Source organism: Pseudomonas sp. MAFF 730105, assembly GCF_055380705.1.
Genome location: NZ_AP018438.1, coordinates 1,018,008 through 1,034,545, shown reverse-complemented (window position 1 = coordinate 1,034,545; position 16,538 = coordinate 1,018,008). Strand labels below are relative to the sequence as shown.

Here is a 16,538-nt window from a genome sequence, read left to right as displayed (position 1 = left end):
AGCCACAGATAGCATAAATTCTCATTGGTAGTGTTATATTGTTTCAATTGTGCAAATTGGAACAACATAACATGTCATCTCTAAAACGGATTTCCCTCGCCAGCCTGGCCTTGGGTCTGCTGGGCGACCCGGCCTTTGCCGAGGAAACCCAGCCCCTGGAACTGGAGGCCACCAGCGTTACGGCCGACTACGAATCCCCCACCGGGCCGGTGAAGGGCTATCGCGCTTCCCGCTCCGCCAGCGCGACCAAAACCGACACGGCCCTGCGAGACATCCCTCAGGCGATCAGCGTAATCCCGGCTGATGTCCTCAAGGATCTGGGCAGCACCCGCGTCGAACGAGCGCTGGAATTTGCCGGCGGCGTATCGAAGCAGAACAATTTCGGCGGCCTGACGCTCTACGAATACAGCGTGCGCGGCTTCACGACGTCGGAGTTCTACAAAGACGGCTTCAGCGCGAACCGCGGCTACCCAAGCACGCCGGACACCGCCAACATCGAACGCATCGAAGTATTGAAGGGGCCAGCGGCCAGCCTCTATGGACGCGGCGATCCAGGGGGCACGGTCAACATCGTCACCAAGAAACCCCAGCCCGAAGCTTTCACCACCCTGCAAACCAGTGCCGGCAGCTGGGATCGCTACCGCACCGCGCTGGACGTCAATACACCACTGGACGCCGAAGGCACCCTGCTGTCGAGGGTAAACCTGGCGGTGGAAGACAATCACAGCTTTCGCGATCACGTCGACAGCCAGCGGGTATTCGTGGCGCCTTCCATCAGCTGGCAACTGAGTCCCGACACACGCCTGCTGGTGGAGAGTGAAATCGTGCGACACAGCTCGACATTCGATCGGGGCATCGTCGCGCCAAACAATCGCTGGAGCGGCATGTCCCGCTCGACCTTCCTGGGCGAACCCAACGACGGTGACATCGACAACCACAACAACATGCTCCAGGTCGCCCTTGAGCATCAGCTCAACGATACCTGGCAACTGCGCCTGGCCAGTCATTACAAGCAAGGCGAACTCTGGGGCTTCGCCTCCGAAGCGCGTCCGCTGAATACCGACGGCCATACCGTCAACCGCCGTTACCGCGAACGCGACAACGATTGGCATGACAGCATCACTCAACTGGAACTGCGCGGCCTGTTCGACTGGGGGCCATGGCAGCACGAACTGCTGATCGGCAGTGAATACGAGGACTATCGCAAGAACGAACGCGTCACCACCCTCAACGGCGGCGCCTATCCCATCGACATCTATCAGCCCATCTACGGCCAACCCAAACCCGACGGGCTGCGCACCGGCACGGATTTCTTCGAGCATGTCCAAAGCCGTGCATTGAATCTTCAGGACCAGATCGTCTTCACCGAAAAGCTGCGGGGCATGCTCGGTGTGCGCTACGAGCATTTCGAGCAGCGCATCGATGATCACACCACCCAGCTCATCAACCGCCAACGCCACGATGCCCTGACGCAACGGGCTGGCCTGCTGTACCAACTGACGCCTGAAGTCGGACTGTTCGCCAACGGCTCCACCTCGTTCAAGCCCAACAACGGCCTGGACGCTGGCGGCAAGACCTTCGACCCGGAGGAAGGCGTCGGCTATGAAGCCGGGATCAAGAGCGAGCTGTTCGACCATCGCCTGAGCACCACCCTGGCGGCGTTCCATATAGAGAAGGAAAACGTCCTGGCGCTGGACCCTGACACCAACACCAACCGCGCCATGGGCAAGGCCCGCAGCCAGGGGATCGATCTGCAGATCAGCGGTCAGTTGTCCGACGCCATCCGCGTGATCGGGGCCTTTGCCTACATCGATGCAGAAGTGACCGAAGGTGACAAAGAGATCCCCACCGGCAGCCGGATCCTGGGCGTTGCCAAGCGTAGCGGCAGCCTGCTGGGTGTCTATGAATTCCAGGACGGGCACCTGCGCGGCTCGGATGTCGGCGCGGCATTCACTTACGTAGGGGACCGTTCGGGCGAAGCCGGCAAGGACTTCGAGCTGCCGGCTTACCACACCGTGGATCTGCTGGCTCATTACAAGGCCAGTGAGAACGTCACCGTGGGCCTGAACCTGAACAACGTCTTCGATGAGAAATACTACGAACGCTCCTACAGCAACTACTGGGTCAATCCCGGCGAGCCGCGCAACTTCACCGTCAGCCTCACCCTCGATCTATAAAAAAGGAAAATCGGCATGAAATCCTCCAAGACACTCGCCCTTCTCGGTCTGTTCCTGGCGACACAAGCCTCGGCCCACGGTTTGTGGACCGAACAACGGCGCGGCAACATTGAGGTGATCTACGGCCACGGCGCCGAGGACAACGCGTTCAAGGCACAGAAAATCAGCGGCGCCTGGGCCTATGACCTGGGCGGCAAGATGATCCCCGTCACCGTGCAACGCCTGCCCGACCATGCTCGCCTGCAACCGCTCAAGCCACCAGCCGTGCTCGCGGTGGCGCTGGACAACGGCATGTGGTCCCAGACCGCCGACAAGAAGTGGATCAACGAAGGCCGCAGCAAAGTACCCGGCGCGATCGAGTCGACCCACACCTTCAAATACAGTCTGGCGATCTATGAGCCCGGAGCGAAGCTGCCAAAGCTTGAGCCGATCAAGTTCGTGATCCTGCCGGACGTCGACCCGCTGACCGTAGGTCCCGGCCAATCATTGCCGGTACGGGTCCTGCTGGATGGCAAGCCCGCGGCCGGGGTAAAACTGGTGGGCGATTACCGCAGCGCGCCGAACACCGTCTCCACTGAAACCGATGCTGACGGTCGGGCCCAGGTGTTGGTGCGCAATGAAGGCTTGAACGTCATCGCCGCGCAAATGGAAATACCGCTCAAGGATGACAAGGACGTGGCCACCCGTGGTGTGTTTACTTCGCTTACATTCCTTGGCGAGCCGCATCACGAATAAAGCATCTGAATGCACAGAACACACCTGTGGGAGCGAGCTTGCTCGCGATAGCGTAGTGTCAGTCGATAGTCATTTTGAATGTCAGACCGCATTCGCGGGCAAGCCCGCTCCCACAGGGGCCCCGCGATACCACTGTGGGAGCAAGGCTTGCCCGCGATAGCGCCGAATCAGTCGACATTTGAGTCACTGCCCCACCGCCATCGCGGGCAAGCCTTGCTCCCACAGAGGGTTTCCTACAGTTCAGCGCAGAGCTTTAGAGTTCGCCCAGGGCGTCGATCAGCGCCTGGTTCTGCTCCGGTGTGCCAATGCTGATCCGCAAGAACTGGGCAATCCGCTCCTGTTTGAAGTGCCGCACGATCACGCCCTGTTCTCGCAGCTTCGCCGCCAACCCCGCCGCATCATGCCGGGGGTGACGGGCGAAGATGAAGTTGGCCGCCGAAGGCAACACTTCAAAGCCCTTGGCCTCCAGTTGCGCCACCACCCACTCGCGGTGCTCGATGACCAACCGGCAGGTTTTCTGGAAATACTCGCGGTCGTCGAACGCCGCCGCGCCGCCCACGTTTGCCAGGCGATCCAGGGGGTAGGAGTTGAAGCTGTTCTTGATCCGCTCCAGTGCTTCGATCAGGTCCGGATGGCCCACCGCCAAGCCCACTCGCAACCCCGCCAGCGAGCGGGACTTGGACAAGGTCTGAGTGACCAGCAGATTAGGATAGCGGTCCACCAGGCTGATGGCCGTCTCGCCACCGAAGTCGATATAGGCTTCATCGACCACCACCACCGAATCCGGGCTGGCCTTGAGCATCTGCTCCACCGCGTCCAGCGCCAGCAGGCAGCCGGTCGGAGCGTTCGGGTTGGGGAAAATGATCCCGCCGTTCGGCTTGGCATAGTCCGCCGGATCGATCCTGAACTGCTCGTCCAGCGGTACCGCATCGAACGGGATGCCGTACAACCCGCAATACACCGGATAGAAGCTGTAGCTGATATCCGGGAACAGGATCGGCTGGTCGTGTTGCAACAGGCCGTGAAAAATGTGCGCCAGCACTTCATCCGAACCGTTACCGAGGAACACCTGGTTGGCCTGCACGCCGTAGTAGCCGGCCACGGCGCTCTTGAGCAGATCGCTGTTGGGGTCCGGGTACAGACGCAGATTGTCATTGAGCTCGGTCTGCATCGCAGCAAGAGCCTTGGGCGATGGGCCGTAGGGGTTCTCGTTGGTGTTGAGCTTGACCAGGCGGGTCAGCTTCGGTTGTTCGCCCGGCACATAGGGCACCAGGTTCTTGACGAACGGGCTCCAGAATTTACTCATTTCAATTTCCCTGCCCGTCAATGGAGGACTCATCAAGAATTCGATACTCGGCGCTGCGCGCATGGGCGCTCAGTGACTCGCCACGGGCCAGCACCGAAGCCGTCTTGCCCAGTTCGGATGCACCCTGCTCGGAGCAGAAGATGATCGACGAACGTTTCTGGAAGTCATACACCCCCAGCGGCGACGAGAAACGCGCGGTGCCGGAAGTCGGCAACACGTGGTTGGGTCCTGCACAGTAGTCACCCAGGGCCTCGCTGGTGTGGCGGCCCATGAAGATCGCACCGGCATGACGGATCTGCGGCAACCAGGCCTGCGGATCGGCGACCGACAACTCCAGGTGTTCCGGCGCGATGCGGTTCGCGACCTCGATCGCCTGTTCCATGTCATCGACCTTGATCAGTGCCCCACGGCCATTGATCGAGGTGTTGATGATTTCGGCACGGTCCATGGTCGGCAACAGCTTGTCGATACTGGCCGCGACCTTGTCGAGGAAGTCGGCATCCGGGCTGACCAGGATCGCCTGAGCGTCTTCGTCGTGCTCGGCCTGGGAAAACAGGTCCATGGCAATCCAGTCCGGATCGGTCTGGCCGTCGCACACCACGAGGATTTCCGAAGGGCCGGCGATCATGTCGATACCGACCTGGCCGAACACGTGGCGCTTGGCGGTGGCGACATAGATGTTGCCCGGCCCGACCACCTTGTCGACCCTCGGCACGCTCTCGGTGCCATAGGCCAATGCAGCCACGGCCTGGGCACCGCCGATGGTGAACACCCGGTCCACCCCAGCGATGCAGGCAGCGGCCAGCACCAGTTCGTTGATTTCACCCCGGGGGGTTGGCACGACCATGACCACTTCGGTCACGCCAGCAACCTTGGCCGGGATGGCATTCATCAGCACCGAGGAGGGATAGGACGCCTTGCCGCCCGGCACGTACAGGCCGGCGCGGTCCAGCGGCGTTACCTTCTGGCCCAGCACCGTGCCGTCGGCTTCGGTGTAGCTCCAGGAGTCCTGTTTCTGTTTTTCGTGATAGCTGCGCACCCGGGAGGCGGCTTTTTCCAGGGCTTCGCGCTGGGGCACGGTGATCCGGGTCAGGGCCAGCTCCAGGCGCTCGCGTGGCAGGATCAGGTCGGCCATGGACGCCGCTTGCAGGCCATCGAACTTCTGGGTGAATTCCACCAGGGCAGCATCGCCACGCTCGCGCACGGCCTTGATAATGTCCAGCACCCGCTGATTGACCGAGTCGTCAGACACACTTTCCCAGCTCAGCAGATGATCCAGATGATGCGCGAAATCCGGATCGGCAGCGTTGAGTCGGCGAATCGAGGTGGGAGCGGTCATAGCGAGGGCCTCATTAATGGCAAATGCTCAGGCGCCCTAAGCTACCAGTCCATTCGCGTGGGCACCTGAGAAAATTGGCTATGACGCGGATAGACGGACGCAACCAGAGGTCGCGCGGGTGTATCAGCCGTGGTGTCGAGATTCCACTGCCTTGCGCAGGGTATCGATCAGAGCCTGGATGCGGGCGTGTTGCATTTTCATCGACGCCTTGTTGACGATCAGCCGGGAGGTGATGTCCGCGATGAAATCCTGGGGTTCCAGGCCATTGGCCCGCAGGGTATTGCCGGTGTCGACGACGTCGATGATCTTGTCCGCCAGGCCGATCAGCGGCGCCAGCTCCATCGAACCGTACAACTTGATGATATCGACCTGGCGACCCTGCTCGGCATAGTAACGCTTGGCAATGTTGACGAACTTGGTCGCCACACGCAGGCGTCCCTTGGGCTCCGGCGCACCGACCTTGCCGGCGGTCATCAGCTTGCACCGGGCGATCCGCAGGTCCAGGGGCTCATACAAGCCCTGGCCGCCGTATTCCATCAGTACGTCCTTACCGGCAACGCCGAGGTCGGCGGCGCCATGCTCCACATAAGTCGGCACATCGGTGGCACGCACGATCAGCAGGCGCACATCGGCCTGGGTCGTGGGGATGATCAGCTTGCGGCTCTTGTCCGGATTCTCGGTCGGCACGATGCCCGCTTCAGCCAGAAGCGGCAGGGTGTCGTCAAGGATGCGGCCCTTGGACAGTGCGATGGTCAACATGGGAACGTCAGTCCTTATCAAGGTACACATGCCCGGTCGCAAGCGGCGCCGGACACACATCGAGGGTGGACCACCCTCGATTTGAAACGAAATCCAGGCACATCCTTGTGCCCATGCAGCCGGAACTAGCCTGGTACGCGGCGGATCTTGGCGCCGAGCATCTGCAGTTTTTCTTCGATGCACTCGTAGCCACGGTCGATGTGGTAGATGCGATCGATCAGGGTATCGCCTTCGGCAATCAGGGCCGAAATCACCAGGCTGGCCGAGGCCCGCAGGTCGGTGGCCATCACTGGCGCGCCCTTGAGTTTCTCGGCGCCGGTGACGATGGCGGTGTTGCCTTCGACCTGGATCTTGGCGCCCATGCGGTGCAGTTCGTAGACGTGCATGAAACGGTTTTCGAAGATCGTCTCGATCACCGCGCCGGTGCCTTCGGCAATGGCATTGAGGGAGATGAACTGTGCCTGCATGTCCGTCGGGAACGCCGGGTATGGCGCGGTCCGCACATTGACGGCCTTGGGCCGCTTGCCGTGCATGTTCACTTCGATCCAGTCTTCGCCGCAGGTGACTTCAGCACCGGCTTCCTTGAGTTTCTCCAGGACGGCTTCAAGGATGGTCGGATCGGTGTCCTTGACCTTGACGCGACCGCCGGTGACGGCAGCGGCAACCAGGTAGGTACCGGTTTCGATCCGGTCCGGCATCACTTTGTAGGTGGCCGAATGCAGGCGCTCGACGCCATCGATGGTGATGGTGTCGGTACCCGCACCACTGATCTTGGCGCCCATGGCGATCAGGAAGTTCGCCAGGTCCACCACTTCAGGCTCGCGAGCAGCGTTCTGCAGCACGCTGCGGCCCTTGGCCAGTGCAGCGGCCATCATGATGTTCTCGGTGCCGGTCACGCTGACGGTATCGAAGAAGAAATGCGCACCACGCAGGCCGCCTTCAGGGGCCTTGGCCTTGATGTAGCCGCCTTCGACGTCGATGACCGCGCCCATGGCTTCCAGGCCACGGATGTGCAGGTCCACCGGACGCGAGCCAATGGCGCAACCGCCAGGCAACGCGACTTCGGCTTCACCGAAACGGGCAACCATGGGGCCCAGCACCAGGATCGACGCACGCATGGTTTTCACCAGCTCGTACGGGGCGACCAGGGTCTTGATGGTGCGTGGATCGATCTCGACGCTGAGCTTCTCGTCGATGACAGGTTCGATGCCCATGCGGCCGAACAGCTCGATCATCGTGGTGATGTCATGCAGGTGCGGCAGGTTGGCCACGGTCACCGGGCCATCGCACAGCAGGGTCGCGGCCAGGATTGGCAGGGCGGAGTTCTTTGCCCCGGAAATACGGATTTCGCCATCAAGACGAACGCCGCCGGTAATAATCAGTTTATCCATAAGAATCTCGAGGCCCTTGGGCTCAGGTGCGCTCGGCCCAGGCCGCGCTGCTGAAAAATTTCATCGTGACCGCGTGGATGCTGCCATCGGCAATCCATGGGTTCAAATGGGCATAGATGCTCTGCTGACGCTTCACTGGGCTCAACGCCACCAGTTCATCGCTGATCACGTTCAGCTGGAAGTTACAGCCTTCGCCTTCAACTTCCACCTTCGTACCAGGCAGCTTTCCTTCAAGGAAGCTCTTCACTTCTACAGCCTGCATGCTCAACCTCAATCGGCGCCCTGTGCGCGCGGGTCGCACATCATACAAAAAAGCCCCGCGCCTGCGAACCCCGCGAAGCAGGACTCTGACGGGGGGACTTTTCCGGCGATGTGGGTCAGGATTGCGCCAACAGCTCGGTCAGTTCGCTGACCTGGGCTATTTCGCGCATGTCTTCGGGCATCCCACGGATGCTCCACGTTTTGCCGGCCGCCTTGGCGTCCCGCATGAAGCACAGCAACAGCGACAAGCCGACACTGCTGGATTTCTGCACCGCCGAGCAGTCAATGACCAGCTCGGCCGCACTGACGGATTTGATCAGCGCCTGGCCCTGCTTGCGCAGGGCAGGACCGGTGCGGTAGTCCAGTACACCACTGAGCAACAACTCGCCGGCGTCGCCCAGACGAATGGCCGACTCACTCACCGACTCGATCATTGTTCCTGCTTCTCTTTGGCTTGCTCGGTCACTTCCTTGGCCTTGGCGACTTCGCCGGCCCAGCCATCGATGGTCTTGTCCAGGTCATTGCCATTGCGCTGCATCGCATCGGCGAACTGGTCGCGGAACAACTTGCCGATGTTGATGCCGTTGATGATCACGTTGCGCACCCTCCATTCGCCGTTCAGCTGTTCGAGCGTGTAGGAAACCGGATAGATCGCACCGTTGTTACCCTTGACCTGCATGTCGACGCTGGTACGGGTACCGCTTTCATCCTTGGCCGGCCCAACGGTGATGCCCTGGTTGTTGTATTCGAGCAAGGCGTTGCCGTAGAACTGCATCAGGCTGCGCTTGAAGTTTTCCTGGAAGCGGGTCATCTGCGCAGGAGTGGCCTTGCGCGAGTACTTGACCGTCATGATGCTGCGGGAGATGCCATCGGCGTCCACCACCGGACCGACAATGCCGTTCAGCGCATCATAGAATGCGCCCGGGTCCTGTTTGTATTTCTCTTTGTTGGCGGCAAGGTCTGCCAGCAGCCGGGTCGTGGTGTCCTGGATGATGTCATGCGCGGAAGGCGCCGCCAGGGCATTGGTCATCAGCGGCAGGGCTGCCAGCAGGACCAACAGGCTGCGTCGCAAGATAGAGATCATCGAAAAGCTCCTCATTTGGCGTCTTTGCTAACGGTATTGAGCAGAAATTTCCCGATCAGGTCCTCGAGTACCAGCGACGACTGCGTGTCATGGATGGTCCCACCATCCTTGAGCAGGGTTTCCTCCCCGCCTACGCTGATACCGATGTATTTCTCACCCAGCAGCCCCGCCGTCAGGATAGATGCAGTGGAATCAGTCGGCAGGTTATCCACGCGCTTCTCCAGCTGCAGCGTCACCCGTCCGGTGAAACTGTCGCGATCCAGATCGATTGCCGTGACCTTGCCGATGGTGACACCGGCCATGGTCACCTTGGCTCTGACCGTCAAACCGGCGATATTGTCAAAATAAGCATAAAGTTTATAAGTATCGGTGTTCGCGGTCGGCGCCAGGCCGCTGACTCGCAGGGCCAGCAGCAACAAAGCCAGGATGCCGGCCAGCAGGAAAAGGCCGACACCGATTTCCAGGGTGCGGTTTTGCATCAGAAATCTCCAAACATCAAGGCGGTCAGAATAAAGTCAAGGCCCAGGACCGCCAGCGAGGCGTACACCACGGTCTTGGTTGTGGCACGGCTGATCCCCTCAGACGTGGGCTCGCAGTCATAGCCTTGAAACACGGCGATCCAGGTCACCACGAACGCGAATGCGGCACTTTTGATGACGCCATTGAGCACATCATCCATGAAGTCGACGCTGTTCTGCATGTTGGACCAGTAGGAGCCTTCATAGACCCCCAGCCAGTCGACGGCTACCCACGAACCGCCCCAGATCCCGACGACGCTGAAGATGATTGCCAGCACCGGCAGGGAAATGAAGCCGGCCCACAGGCGCGGGGCAATGATGTACTTGAGCGGGTCGACGCCGATCATTTCCAGGCTGGACAGCTGCTCGGTGGACTTCATGTTACCGATTTCGGCCGTCAGCGCCGAACCGGCACGGCCGGCGAACAGCAGCGCGGTCACCACCGGACCGAGTTCACGCAACAGCGTGAGCGCGACCATCTGCCCGACCGCCTGCTCCGAGCCGTAGCTGGACAGGATATTGAAACCCTGCAACGCCAGCACCATGCCGATGAAGATCCCGGACACCACGATGATCACCAGGGACATCACCCCCACCGAATGCAGTTGCTTGACCAGCAGGCCAAAACCGCCGCCGGAGGCGTTGCGACCGAGCAAGGCATGGGCCAGGAACAGCGTGGAACGGCCCAGCACCGCCAGCACATCGATGCCGGAACGGCCGAACAGGCGAATTCTTTCTATTAATGATTTCTTGCGCATCAGCGCTTCCCCAACAGATCGGTACGGTAATCCGTGGCCGGAAAATGGAACGCCACCGGACCGTCCGGATCCCCCTTCATGAATTGGCGAATGCGCGGGTTGTCCGAGGCATTCAATTCCTCGGGTGTACCCTGCCCCAATACCTGGCCATCGCCGACCACATAGATGTAGTCCGCGATGCTGGCGGTTTCGGCCAGGTCGTGGGACACCACGATGCTGGTGATGCCCAGCGCATCGTTGAGCAGGCGGATCAGGCGCACCAATACACCCATGGCGATCGGGTCCTGTCCGACGAAGGGCTCGTCGTACATGAGGATTTTCGGATCGAGGGCAATCGCCCGCGCCAGTGCGACCCGGCGCTTCATGCCGCCGGACAGCTCGTCCGGCATCAGTTCGAGGGCGCCACGCAGCCCGACCGCCTGCAGCTTGAGCAGCACGATATCGCGGATCATCTCCTCCGGCAGGTCGGTATGGACCCGCAGCGGAAACGCCACGTTCTCGAACACGTCGAGATCGGTGAACAGCGCGCCACTCTGGAACAGCACGCCCATGTGCTTGCGCGCATCGAACAGGTCGCTGCGCGACAACTCGGGAAGATTCTGGCCATTGACCCAGACTTCACCGGCATTGGGACGCAACTGTGCGCCCATCAGGCGCAGCAGCGTGGTCTTGCCACACCCGGAAGGGCCCATGATGCCGGTCACCTTGCCCCGTGGGATGCGAATATCGATGTCATTGAAAATGCTGCGCGTCCCTCGCTTGAAGGACAGCCCCTTCAGCTCGACCGCGTAGGCGTTGTCGGCACTCATCTAAACTCCTTGCGATGCAGCCTCACATCCGAATGCCCCAGCCAGCCGATCAACATCGGTACCGCCGGGCATCCGGACCGGCGGCGAACTATATCACTGCAACGGCCACGCGCCCAAGGCCCACCCCTGACCGGTTAAGCCTCGCTTAAGCTAAATGGATGCATTTTATTTCAAATCAGGCGGGGTGTTTGCACGAAGCATGACGAACTAGCGTGAGGGAATTGTTCATTGCCGCTATAATCGCCGCCTTTTCATCGGGCTATACGATTTCTGACATGAGCCAATCCAGCGATCTGATTCAATCGGCACAACGTACCATCCGCCTCGAGCTCGAAGCCGTGCAAGGCTTGCTGCCCCGCATCGACGCTGATTTCGTACACGCCTGCGAGATGATTCTGACCAGCAAAGGCCGCGTCGTCGTGGTCGGCATGGGCAAGTCCGGGCACATCGGCAACAAGATCGCCGCAACCCTGGCCAGCACGGGCACCACGGCATTCTTCGTCCACCCGGCCGAAGCCAGCCATGGTGACATGGGCATGATCACCCGGGACGACATCATCCTGGCGCTGTCCAATTCCGGTTCCACCAATGAAATCATTACCCTGCTGCCGCTGATCAAGCGCCTGGGCATTCGGCTGATCAGCCTCACCGGCAACCCGGACTCGCCGCTGGCCAAGGCCGCCGAAGTCAACCTCAATGTCCACGTCGAGCACGAAGCCTGTCCGCTGAACCTGGCACCGACCTCGTCCACCACGGCCGCCCTGGTCATGGGCGATGCCCTGGCCGTGGCCCTGCTGGAAGCCAGGGGGTTCACCGCGGAAGATTTCGCCTTCTCCCACCCCGGTGGCGCACTGGGCCGCCGCCTGCTGCTGAAGGTCGAAAACGTGATGCACGCCGGCGAAGAGTTGCCCCAGGTGCAACGCGGCACGCTGCTCAAGGACGCACTCATGGAGATGACCCGCAAGGGCCTGGGCATGACGGTGATCCTCGAGGCCGACGGCAAGCTCGCCGGGATCTTCACCGACGGCGACCTGCGTCGCACCCTGGACCGCACCATCGATGTGCACAGCGCCACCATCGAACAGGTCATGACACCCCACGGCAAGACTGCCCGCGCAGAAATGCTCGCCGCCGAAGCCCTGAAAATCATGGAAGACCACAAGATCAGCGCCCTGGTGGTGGTCGATGCCGAAGACCGCCCGGTGGGCGCCCTGAACATGCACGACTTGCTGCGTGCGGGAGTCATGTGAATGAACGCAGACCTGCTGCTACGCGGTAAAACCATCAAGCTGGCCGTGTTCGACGTGGACGGCGTGCTGACCGACGGACGCCTGTATTTCCTCGAGGACGGCAGCGAGTTCAAGACGTTCAATACCCTGGACGGCCAGGGCATCAAGATGCTGATGGCCGCTGGCGTGCAGACGGCTATCATCAGCGGCCGCAAGACCCCGGTGGTCGAGCGACGCGCGAAGAACCTCGGCATTCCCCACCTTTATCAGGGTCGCGAGGATAAACTGGTGGTCCTGGACGAGCTTCTGGGCCAACTCAACCTAACCTATGAACAGGTCGCCTACCTGGGTGACGACCTGCCGGACCTGCCGGTGATCCGTCGGGTTGGCCTGGGCATGGCGGTGGCCAATGCGGCCGGCTTCGTACGCGAGCACGCCCACGGCGTCACCACCGCGCGAGGCGGCGAAGGCGCGGCCCGTGAATTCTGCGAACTGATCCTGCGCGCCCAGGGCCGCCTCGAAGCGGCGAACGCCGCGTACCTGTGAGCCATTTATGCTGAGCAAGAAGATTCGCACCATCCTGCTGTTCGCGTGCATCGCGGCGATTTTCGCGGCGGTGGGCTACTGGAACATCAGCCCCGAACGCTTTCTCGACCGCCCCGCCGTCCAGGTCGAGGAAAACGATATCGATTGGTATGCGACCAACACGCATACACTGCAATACCTGCCTGACGGCAAGGTGCAGTACGAAATGACGTCCGACAAGGTCGATCACGTCAAGGCCACCGACATTACCCTGGTCGCCAATCCGGACCTGAACATGTTCCGCGGCACCGAGTTTCCGTGGCACGTGCAGAGCAAACGCGCCGAAGTGAATCCCGGCGGCACCGAAGTGGAACTGATCGACTCGGTACGCGTTGCGCGAACCGATGAGAAAAACCGCACGACCATCATCACCAGCACTCGCATGACCGTGTTCCCGCAGCAACAATATGCGCAGACCGAGCAACCCGTTAGAATCGACGGCGCCGGCGGTGTATCGACCGGCACGGGAATGAAGGCGTATCTGAAGGAAAGCAGGATACACCTGCTATCGAACGTAAGAGGACAGTATGAAGCTCGCTAAAACCCTCCCTATTTTGCTCAGTCTGGGCGCAGCACTGGGAAGCGCGAGCGCCTGGTCTCTTCCCAATGACCGTGACCAGCCTATCCGCATCCAGGCCGACGACGCCCAACTGGACGACAAGAACGGTATCGCCACCTATAAGGGCGACGTGATCATCACCCAGGGCTCGATGAAGGTCACCGGCAACACCGTGACCATTACCCGTACTCAGTCCGGCGATATCGACGTGGTGACTTCGGTGGGCAACCTGGCTTATTTCGAGCAATTGCAAACGGCTGGCGACACCAAGCCCGTGCAGGGTTACGGCGTGACCATCCAGTATCACGCCTCCCAGGACCGCGTCGTGCTGATCGATCGGGCCAAGGTCATCGACAAGGACAACAACGTCACCCAGGGCGAGAAAATCGTCTACGACACCAACAAGAAACTCGCCAGCGCCGGCCGCGCCACCGGCAACAAGGTGACCGAGCAGCGCCCACGGATCGACATGGTCATCCAGCCGAAAAAGAAAACCGAGCAAAGGCCCCAGTAATGGCAACTCTGAAAGCTCAGCACCTGGCCAAGAGCTACAAGGGCCGTCAAGTCGTGCGAGATGTCAGCCTGTCCATCGACAGCGGGCAGATCGTCGGCCTGCTCGGCCCCAACGGCGCGGGCAAGACCACCTGTTTCTACATGATCGTCGGCCTGGTCCAGGCCGATCAGGGCCGCGTCCTGATCGACGACCTGGACGTCAGCCATCAGCCAATGCACGGCCGGGCCAAAGCCGGCATCGGCTATCTGCCACAAGAAGCGTCGATCTTCCGCAAGTTGTCGGTCGCCGACAACATCATGGCGATTCTCGAAACCCGCAAGGAGCTCGACAAGGCGGGTCGTCGCCAGGAGCTGGAAAGCCTGCTGCAGGAATTTCACATCAGCCATATCCGCGACAACCTGGGCATGAGCCTGTCCGGCGGCGAACGGCGCCGGGTGGAAATTGCCCGCGCCCTGGCCACCGCACCGAAATTCATCCTGCTCGACGAACCGTTCGCCGGCGTGGACCCGATTTCGGTGGGCGACATCAAGCAGATCATCCACCATCTCAAGGCCAAGGGGATCGGCGTGCTGATCACCGACCACAACGTGCGCGAGACGCTGGACATCTGCGAGACCGCCTACATCGTCAATGATGGACAATTGATCGCCGAAGGTGACTCCGCCACCATCCTGGCCAACGAATTGGTCAAGGAAGTGTATCTGGGCCATGAGTTCCGCCTGTAAGCGCGAAGTGTCTGGCAACTGTTCCGGCGCCGTCGGTTTTACCAGGCAGCGCCTCGGGAGAGGCTCAATGAATCCCCTCATCGGGAAACTAATTGAGTACTCCCTCTAGGCAAACACTTCAGTTTCAGGCATATAATTTGCTTAAGGTTTGGCGCTTCGGCGCCCTTGTAGTGGATGGCGCATGTGCGCCGGCGAATAAGGTGTTAAGCCCCTGCCATGAAACCATCGCTAGTCTTGAGAATGGGCCAGCAGCTGACGATGACACCGCAGCTGCAACAGGCCATCCGCCTGCTCCAATTGTCGACCCTGGACCTGCAACAGGAAATCCAGGAGGCCCTGGAATCCAATCCGATGCTCGAACGCCAGGAAGAAGGCGACGACTTCGACAACACTGATCCGCTGGCCGACAACGTCGAGCAAAAATCCAATACCGAGATCCAGGAGCCGTCCTACCAGGAGGAAGCCGCCCCGACGGTGGATAACCTCGAGGATGGCGAGTGGAACGAACGCATCCCCAACGACCTGCCCGTGGACACGGCCTGGGAGGACGTCTACCAGACCAGCGCCAGCAGCCTGCCAAGCAGCGATGATGACGAGTGGGACTTCACCACCCGCACCTCTGCCGGCGAAAGCCTGCAAAGCCACCTGCTGTGGCAACTGAACCTCGCGCCGATGTCCGACACCGATCGCCTGATCGCCGTGACCCTGATCGACTGCATCAACAATCAGGGCTACCTGGACGAGACCCTCGAAGAAATTCTCGAAGCTTTCGATCCGGAGCTGGACATCGAGCTGGACGAGATCGAAGCTGTCCTGCATCGGATCCAACAATTCGAACCGGCCGGCATCGGCGCCCGCAACCTGGGTGAGTGCCTGCTGCTGCAACTGCGCCAGTTACCCGCCAAGACACCGTGGCTGGCCGAGGCCAAGCGACTGGTCACCGACTATATCGACCTGCTGGGCGGCCGCGACTACAGCCAGCTGATGCGGCGCATGAAGCTCAAGGAAGATGAGCTGCGCCAGGTGATCGAACTGGTCCAGAGCCTCAACCCACGCCCGGGCTCACAGATCGAGGCCACCGAGCCCGAATACGTGGTTCCCGATGTGATCGTGCGCAAGCACAACGATCGCTGGCTGGTGGAGCTGAACCAGGAATCGGTCCCCAAGCTACGGGTCAACGCCCAGTACGCTGGCTTTGTAAGACGCGCCGATACCAGCGCCGACAACACCTTCATGCGCAACCAGTTGCAGGAAGCCCGCTGGTTCATCAAGAGCCTGCAGAGCCGCAACGAAACCCTGATGAAGGTTGCAACCCAGATCGTCGAGCATCAACGCGGCTTCCTGGACTACGGCGACGAAGCGATGAAGCCGTTGGTCCTGCACGACATCGCCGAGGCGGTGGGCATGCACGAATCGACAATTTCCCGGGTGACCACGCAGAAATTCATGCATACCCCACGGGGTATCTACGAATTGAAATATTTTTTCTCCAGCCACGTCAGCACCTCCGAAGGCGGCGAATGCTCGTCCACAGCCATCCGCGCGATCATCAAGAAACTGGTGGCTGCGGAAAATCAGAAAAAGCCGTTGAGTGACAGCAAGATCGCTGGTTTACTGGAGGCACAAGGCATTCAGGTGGCCCGCCGTACCGTCGCCAAGTATCGCGAATCCCTCGGGATCGCGCCTTCGAGCGAACGCAAGCGGTTGATGTAACAGGCCACGCCACAGCGTTCCAGTGGCAGGCATTTCTGCCTGCCGCTTTATGCACTGGCAACGAAGGAGAAGCTGT

The 16,538-nt window shown here is 60.7% G+C and carries 18 protein-coding genes; 8 read left to right on the top strand and 10 right to left on the bottom strand.

Going from position 1 to position 16,538, the window contains the following annotated elements:
* Positions 1–71 precede the first annotated feature (71 nt).
* Together PCOSP_RS04410 and PCOSP_RS04405 are read left to right on the top strand one after the other, a co-directional pair.
* Positions 72–2,177, top strand: coding sequence for a TonB-dependent siderophore receptor (locus PCOSP_RS04410; RefSeq protein WP_464710417.1), 2,106 nt, complete (start codon positions 72–74; stop codon positions 2,175–2,177).
* Positions 2,178–2,192: 15 nt separating this feature from the next.
* Positions 2,193–2,912, top strand: a complete 720-nt coding sequence (locus PCOSP_RS04405) for a DUF4198 domain-containing protein (RefSeq protein ID WP_139645795.1) — start codon at positions 2,193–2,195, stop codon at positions 2,910–2,912.
* 253 nt (positions 2,913–3,165) lie between these two features.
* Here the strand turns inward: PCOSP_RS04405 and hisC are convergent, their stop codons facing one another.
* The 10 genes from hisC to PCOSP_RS04355 form a co-directional block, all read right to left on the bottom strand.
* Complete coding sequence (hisC, locus tag PCOSP_RS04400) at positions 3,166–4,218, bottom strand: histidinol-phosphate transaminase (protein WP_139645794.1); 1,053 nt, start codon at positions 4,216–4,218, stop codon at positions 3,166–3,168.
* A gap of 1 nt (position 4,219) precedes the next feature.
* A complete protein-coding gene (gene hisD, locus PCOSP_RS04395) occupies positions 4,220–5,557 on the bottom strand; it encodes a histidinol dehydrogenase (protein ID WP_139645792.1) in 1,338 nt (445 codons plus the stop codon).
* Between the two features lie 123 nt (positions 5,558–5,680).
* Complete coding sequence (gene hisG, locus PCOSP_RS04390) at positions 5,681–6,316, bottom strand: ATP phosphoribosyltransferase (protein ID WP_041020859.1); 636 nt, start codon at positions 6,314–6,316, stop codon at positions 5,681–5,683.
* 125 nt (positions 6,317–6,441) lie between these two features.
* Positions 6,442–7,707: a UDP-N-acetylglucosamine 1-carboxyvinyltransferase gene (gene murA / locus PCOSP_RS04385; RefSeq protein WP_139645790.1), complete on the bottom strand. Its 1,266-nt coding sequence runs from the start codon at positions 7,705–7,707 to the stop codon at positions 6,442–6,444.
* Positions 7,708–7,729: 22 nt separating this feature from the next.
* Positions 7,730–7,969 (bottom strand): BolA family protein, encoded by a 240-nt coding sequence (locus PCOSP_RS04380; protein WP_041020861.1) that lies wholly within the window; start codon positions 7,967–7,969, stop codon positions 7,730–7,732.
* A 115-nt stretch (positions 7,970–8,084) separates the two neighbouring features.
* Positions 8,085–8,390, bottom strand: coding sequence for an STAS domain-containing protein (locus tag PCOSP_RS04375; RefSeq protein WP_139646128.1), 306 nt, complete (start codon positions 8,388–8,390; stop codon positions 8,085–8,087).
* Positions 8,391–8,398: 8 nt separating this feature from the next.
* Positions 8,399–9,052: an MlaC/ttg2D family ABC transporter substrate-binding protein gene (locus PCOSP_RS04370; RefSeq protein ID WP_139645788.1), complete on the bottom strand. Its 654-nt coding sequence runs from the start codon at positions 9,050–9,052 to the stop codon at positions 8,399–8,401.
* Positions 9,053–9,063: 11 nt separating this feature from the next.
* Positions 9,064–9,531, bottom strand: coding sequence for an outer membrane lipid asymmetry maintenance protein MlaD (gene mlaD / locus PCOSP_RS04365; RefSeq protein WP_041020863.1), 468 nt, complete (start codon positions 9,529–9,531; stop codon positions 9,064–9,066).
* Positions 9,531–10,328 (bottom strand): lipid asymmetry maintenance ABC transporter permease subunit MlaE, encoded by a 798-nt coding sequence (mlaE, locus tag PCOSP_RS04360; protein WP_139645786.1) that lies wholly within the window; start codon positions 10,326–10,328, stop codon positions 9,531–9,533. The genes mlaD and mlaE overlap by 1 nt, the downstream gene beginning before the upstream one ends.
* A complete protein-coding gene (locus tag PCOSP_RS04355) occupies positions 10,328–11,137 on the bottom strand; it encodes an ATP-binding cassette domain-containing protein (RefSeq protein WP_464710414.1) in 810 nt (269 codons plus the stop codon). Before PCOSP_RS04355 ends, mlaE begins: the two co-directional genes overlap by 1 nt.
* A 275-nt stretch (positions 11,138–11,412) precedes the next feature.
* Here PCOSP_RS04355 and PCOSP_RS04350 point away from each other — a divergent pair, with 275 nt between their 5' ends.
* From PCOSP_RS04350 to PCOSP_RS04325, 6 genes are all read left to right on the top strand, one after another.
* Positions 11,413–12,387, top strand: coding sequence for a KpsF/GutQ family sugar-phosphate isomerase (locus tag PCOSP_RS04350; protein WP_139645782.1), 975 nt, complete (start codon positions 11,413–11,415; stop codon positions 12,385–12,387).
* The gene (locus PCOSP_RS04345; RefSeq protein WP_175385519.1) at positions 12,388–12,912 is read left to right on the top strand and encodes a KdsC family phosphatase; all 525 of its coding nucleotides are present in this window, start codon (positions 12,388–12,390) and stop codon (positions 12,910–12,912) included.
* 7 nt (positions 12,913–12,919) lie between these two features.
* On the top strand, positions 12,920–13,492 hold the full coding sequence (lptC, locus tag PCOSP_RS04340) for an LPS export ABC transporter periplasmic protein LptC (protein ID WP_139645778.1): 573 nt from the start codon (positions 12,920–12,922) through the stop codon (positions 13,490–13,492).
* Entirely contained in the window at positions 13,479–14,024 is a 546-nt protein-coding gene (gene lptA / locus PCOSP_RS04335) for a lipopolysaccharide transport periplasmic protein LptA (RefSeq protein ID WP_041020869.1), read from the top strand. Before lptC ends, lptA begins: the two co-directional genes overlap by 14 nt.
* The gene (gene lptB / locus PCOSP_RS04330; protein ID WP_041020870.1) at positions 14,024–14,749 is read left to right on the top strand and encodes an LPS export ABC transporter ATP-binding protein; all 726 of its coding nucleotides are present in this window, start codon (positions 14,024–14,026) and stop codon (positions 14,747–14,749) included. Before lptA ends, lptB begins: the two co-directional genes overlap by 1 nt.
* 216 nt (positions 14,750–14,965) lie before the next feature.
* Positions 14,966–16,462, top strand: coding sequence for an RNA polymerase factor sigma-54 (locus PCOSP_RS04325; protein ID WP_139645776.1), 1,497 nt, complete (start codon positions 14,966–14,968; stop codon positions 16,460–16,462).
* Positions 16,463–16,538: the final 76 nt, after the last annotated feature.